Source organism: Psittacicella hinzii (assembly GCF_003585935.1).
GTDB lineage: Bacteria > Pseudomonadota > Gammaproteobacteria > Enterobacterales > Psittacicellaceae > Psittacicella > Psittacicella hinzii.
In genome coordinates this window covers 1-5,832 of the sequence record NZ_NRJG01000100.1, presented here as the reverse complement: position 1 = coordinate 5,832, position 5,832 = coordinate 1, and the positions used below count along the sequence as shown (strand labels likewise).

The 5,832-nt window shown below is 33.9% G+C and carries 3 protein-coding genes; all 3 read left to right on the top strand.

Annotated elements, in window-relative coordinates; translation table 11 throughout:
- The first annotated feature begins 259 nt into the window (after nt 1-259).
- The 3 genes from manA (at nt 260) to CKF58_RS05645 (ending at nt 4,819) form a co-directional block, all read left to right on the top strand.
- Nucleotides 260-2,155 (top strand): mannose-6-phosphate isomerase, class I, encoded by a 1,896-nt coding sequence (gene manA / locus CKF58_RS05655; protein WP_119531840.1) that lies wholly within the window; start codon nt 260-262, stop codon nt 2,153-2,155.
- Nucleotides 2,156-2,402: 247 nt separating this feature from the next.
- The gene (gene epmA, locus CKF58_RS05650) at nt 2,403-3,371 is read left to right on the top strand and encodes an elongation factor P--(R)-beta-lysine ligase (protein WP_119531838.1); all 969 of its coding nucleotides are present in this window, start codon (nt 2,403-2,405) and stop codon (nt 3,369-3,371) included.
- The gene (locus CKF58_RS05645; RefSeq protein ID WP_119531836.1) at nt 3,371-4,819 is read left to right on the top strand and encodes a BaiN/RdsA family NAD(P)/FAD-dependent oxidoreductase; all 1,449 of its coding nucleotides are present in this window, start codon (nt 3,371-3,373) and stop codon (nt 4,817-4,819) included. The genes epmA and CKF58_RS05645 overlap by 1 nt, the downstream gene beginning before the upstream one ends.
- Nucleotides 4,820-5,832 lie beyond the last annotated feature (1,013 nt).

Below are 5,832 nucleotides of genomic sequence, written 5' to 3'. Positions count from 1 at the left end.
TTTTTTTATACCTAAAGAGAATATATTATATTTTTGTAATATAAGATTTTATATAAGCAGCTGCTATGCTGTTTATGAGGTAGTCTTATTTGCGCAATCGTGGCGCTTACTAGTTATTATCCTCTGGATTATGGTAAAATAAGCGCGGGAGAGCCTGTTTTTTTCGAAAAAGTGCATAGCCTGTGTTAGCTCGAGAAAATTAGGCTTAGAAGATTAACTTTTACTCTAGAAGCTCTAGAGCCAATTAATCAAATTTAGTATGGTACTAAATATTATTCTTATTCTTTTTGTAGTCGGAGCAATCCTGTTCGATTTTCGTACAACGCGCTACTTACAAATTACTAGTCAAACTCGAGCTATTATTAACTTACGTCGTCGCTTAAAACCTGCGGTTATTATCTTTATTGCTTTAATGATTTTTGTGATGTATAAATCACAGAATACATATAGTACTTTAACTCAAGGTTTAGCTTTAGCTTTTGTGCTCTTAATCGTTAAAATTAACTATTTTAATAAGCCGATGATTGTAGTTAATGAGAAAAACGTATCTATGGGCTTAGGGCAAATCCCTACTGAAGCGATTAGTGGCTTTACTTTAAATCAAAAAGGACAATTAGTAATTACAATTCAAGGCTTAAAACGTGAATTTAAATTTACGCCAAAAGCTAAAGAAGATTACGATACCGTACTTTATTGTGCTGAAGAATTAAATATAGGTTCAGCACGCGAAGTTATTCAAAAACACCGTTTAGGACAAATCGTATCGCAAGCCCGTGGAGTGTTTCCTTTAAGTGGTATTATTAAAGATTACGATTGGGGCGGTAAAAAATACATTGCCCAACAATTAGGCATGCCTAGTCAAACCATTGCCGAAGTATGGTATGGTACACACCCAGCTGGAGTTAGTACTCTAACTATTCCTGGGGATTTAGTTGAAGCATGTAGCAATCGTTTTTACACTAAACACCCAGAACAAACAAGAGTAAAAATTAATCCAGACGAAGATTACCAAATCTACCTAAACTACAACGTAGCTTACGGTCAGCCTTTACTCCAAAATCAACCTGCTAATGCCCAGCCTGAAGGTCTACCATTTTTAATGAAAATGCTAGATGTGGCACGTCCATTATCAATTCAGATTCACCCAACTAAGCAACAAGCTGAAATGGGATTTGAAGCTGAAGATAAGGCTGGAATTAACTTACGTAGTAAAACTCGTACCTTTGTCGATCGTAACCACAAGCCAGAATTTGCTTTAGCGCTAACCGATATGTATCTATTACATGGTATGGATAGCAAAGAAAATGTACTAGCAAAATTAGCAGGTAAACCAGCTTTAGAAAAATTACATGCGTACATTGCAGGCTTTGAAACTGTAGGTCAAGCTTATAAAGCATTATTCACTGCTTCAAAACAAGGGTTACAAGAATACTTAGGCAATCACTTACGTACGGTGCTTGATCTTTACTCACCATTAATTGAACGTCAATTAGCAACTGATGATATTGTTGCTAATAACTGTGATATTGATGGTTTAGAAGCTAATAAAGCAAATTTAGATCCAGATTACTGGTTAGCCTTTACTTTTGTTAGTCAACAAATGAGTGAAGATAACTTAGACGTTGGTTTATTAAGTTTCTACTTCTTAAATTTAGTAAAACTTAATGCTTACGAAGGTATTTTCCAAGAAGCTAATGTTCCTCATGCTTACTTACGTGGACGTTTAGTTGAAGTAATGGCTACTTCGGACAACGTAGTACGTGGTGGCTTAACCACTAAACACATTAATACAGATCTGTATTTACGTTTAGTGAACGAGCAAACAATTACTCCTAAAGTTTACGCTAAAGGCGCATATAACAACTTACCAGTTGAAGAATTTACGGTAGATTTAGTACATGTACATAATCAACAAAAATTCACCACTACTAATGCCGCTGTAGGTTTTGTTTTAAGTGGTCAAGGTAATTTAGCTTATATCGATCAATTAAACGAAGAGCGCAAATTTAAAGTTAAACCTTATCATGCTTTATTTATGTCTGTAGACCAAGAGTTTACTTATCAAGATAAAGATGGTAAAGCTTTAACGATGGTTGTGGCAAAAGTAAATAAATTACCTGCTGCTTGGTTAAATGAAACTAGCAACAAAAAATAACATCAAAGTTTAGTATTACTTAGTTGTAATAGTAAGGTAAGCACTACTGTAGTCGCATAGTATAAAGAAAGGTTGTCTGAAAGTGATACACCACAAACACATGTTTTACTACAGATAAAAACTAACTATTTACCACCAAGTAAATCTTAATAATTTTTTAGGCACAGACTACTTTTAGTCCGTGCCTTTTTGCGTTGAAAAATCCGTATAATAGGATAGAAAAAATTTTATTTAGTTAAGGAAGATTATGGAACAAGCTACCACTTTGCAGCATATTAATTGGCAAAGTAATATGACGCGTCAGCAATTAAAAGAGCGTCATAAAATTATGCAAAAGATCCGTCAGTTTTTTGATGAAAAAGGCTTAATTGAAGTTGAAACTCCGTTACTAACAGCTAGTCCAGTTACGGACGTACATTTAGATAGCTTTAAAACTAGTTATTTTGGTAAAGACTATTTTCTTATTACTTCTCCTGAATATCACATGAAACGTTTATTAGCATGTGATGTAGGTCCAATTTACCAAATTTGTAAATGCTTTCGCTTAGAAGAAACTAGTAAGAAGCATAATCCGGAATTTACCATGCTTGAGTGGTATTTACCTAATTACAATCTCCAACGCTTACTTGATCGCGTAGAAGAATTATTTAGCTTATTTTTTGATTTTGAATATTTAGAGCGTTACACTTATGACTTTATCTTTAAAAAATACCTAGGTTTTTCTCCATTAGAAGCTGATCATAAACTATTAGTGGAACAAGCTAAACTTTATGGTTTATATGCTGCATATAAATATGATTCTGATACAATTCTCGAATTTCTGTTTAGTACCTGTATCGAACCTTATTTAGGCAAACGTAATCCAGTTGCAATTTATAACTATCCAGCAAGTCAAGCAGCTTTAGCTCAAGTTACTTCAGAAGATCCACGTACAGCTCAACGTACCGAAGTGTTCTTTAAAGGTATTGAGCTAGCTAATGGTTTCTATGAACTAACAGACTGGAAAATCCAACAACAAAGATTTTTACAAGATCTTAATCAGCGTAAATCTAATAAGCAAGAAGTATTTACACCAGACCAACGCTTATTAGCTGCTCTAGAACATGGGATGCCACCTTGCTCAGGGATTGCTTTAGGTCTTGATCGCTTTATTATGCTGATTATGCAAGAATCAAGTATTGCGAATGTGATGTCATTTACGGTTGAGAATGCTTAATGAAGTTACCGCAAATTAATATTATTGGTGCAGGTGCTGCAGGTCTGTATTTAGCAGGTTTTCTAGCTCATCACCGTTTAGCAATTAACTTTTTTGATTTAGGGAAAAAGCCTGGACGCAAAATTCTGATCGCCGGTGGTGGCTTTTGTAACTTTACTAATCAAGAAGTAAGTAAAGCTAATTACTTATCGAGTAATCCGCACTTTGCGATTTCAGCACTAGCCGGACATAGCAATTGGGATATTATTGCGCAAATTAGCCAAGCAGGTATTGACTATACGATCAAGGAAAACTCTAAATACTTTACCACTCAAGGCTCAAAAGAAATTGTAAATTGGTTATTACAGCGTATTGATTCGGCAGCAGTATACAGTCGCGCGCAAGTTAATTGGCATTGGCAAACAGCTATTACCGACATTCAGGCAAATACAACCGCGCACGAAAGTGAAAGTAATAGTATCAATCAAGAGCTAGAAGTGCAAAACGCAACAGCTCCCTTACGCCTTATAACCCAACAAGGTGAAGAGGTACTTGGAGATATTGCAATAATTGCCACTGGTGGTTTAGCTTATGGACGATTACAAGTAAGTGATTTAGTTAAAAACTTTAGTTTTGTTGAGCAAGATAAACAAGGTTGGATTGCAACTCAACCAGGTTTAGTACCACTGGCTTATAACAGTGAAAGCTCTTTTTATCGTCAGCTAAGTGGTTGTTGTGTATATGTAAATATTACTAATCAAGAGCGTAGCCAAAGCTTTAGCCATAATCTGTTATTTACCCATCAGGGGATTAGTGGTCCGGCAGTATTACAAATTTCGAATTATTGGCAAGCTGGACAAGCGGTTTATATCGACTTCTTGCCTAGAGTTGATTTAGAACATATTCTCAAAACCACTCGTCAACAGGGCAAGTTTACTTTTACCCAACAGGTAATGTCTGCGATTAAAGATTATAACGATGATTCACAAAGTAATACTTTAAGCCATCAAATTACAGCTAAGGCGCAAGTTAAATCTTTACTTACTAAACTCTTACCGACTTCATTAGTTGATTTATGGGAGAATTTACAAGCTGATAGTCGTAAAACAACTTATATCGTTAAACAAATTCAGCCGCTACTAACTTTACAAATTGCCCAATTAACTCAAGAGCAAATACAAACTCTCACTGATTTTTTAAAGAATTATGAGTTTATCGCAACACAAGATTGTGGATATGATAAAGCGGAAGTCATGCGTGGGGGGATTAATACAGATCTCTTAAGTTCACGTACTATGGCATTTAAAGCTTGGCCGCAAGTTTACTCGATTGGTGAAGTAGTTGATGTTACCGGTCAACTGGGAGGTTTTAACTTTCAGTGGTGTTGGGCAAGTGCTTATGCCGCCTATAAAGGTATTTGTGCTCAATTAGGATTAACTCCGGTAACCATTGCAGATTTACTAGAGTAACTCTTGTCTTGATAATTCTTGTTGAGTAATAGTTTAAGGTAAATTTTACTTGAACGGTTTGTTTAAATAATTATTTAAGTCAAGAGATTAATAAAGCTACGGGATAAAATATTTTTATCTCGTAGCCTCATTTTTTAGTGCTTTTATCTTGGATATTTTGTATTTCAGACAGCTATACAAATTAAGTAACAATTATTAAAAATTAACTTTAAAATAAGTATTAAATAGCCTTAAATATTTTTTGTAAAGCGAAATTTTCAAAAATGTTAATTTAATAATCAATGGTTTAAAGAAAAAGTTGAAAAAAGTGTTGTCAAAAGCTTTAAGTTAATGCTAAGATAAAAACATAACTTAACCAGAATAAAAAATTACAAATTTTTCCAGATTTCTTTTAAATTATTTTTAATAACCACTTCCTACTTTTGAGGAATAGATTATGAAACTTAGAAACTCATATAACCCTGCTTCATGCAACTATGTAAATCTTAACACTGTTGTAGCTCACCATCATCACCATCATCATTAATACAGTCTTTGTCGCTCTATAGTCTTTATGGAGTGAGAGGATTCGTACCTTTATATGCCTATCTAGCCCTTAGATAGTCCGCATTTTTAAATCCCATTTTTCTTTTTCTTCTTTTTTGAGTTATTTTTAGGTAGCACTTAATTTACCAGAACGCGACTTGCAATTTTACCTAGAAATATTTTAACTTTAGTCATTTACTAACGTTAATAAGCTTAGTTTTACGGTTTAAGTCTTTACTTTTACGGTAAATCTTACTATTTTAACTACAACTCTTAGCAGCTTTTTATCTCCTCGTTAACTATGCTTTAGTTTGTAGCTTAAACACTAACTTAAATTTTAAATTTAAATTAAAAAACTTAAATTTATTTCATCTCAGGCACAAAGAGATTTACTCAATTGTAGTTGACCTTTCATTTATTTATTAAGTATAAGGTTGGCTTCTAGATACATTTTTTAAGTTAAATCTTCTTAGGTAATTGCCCTAAGC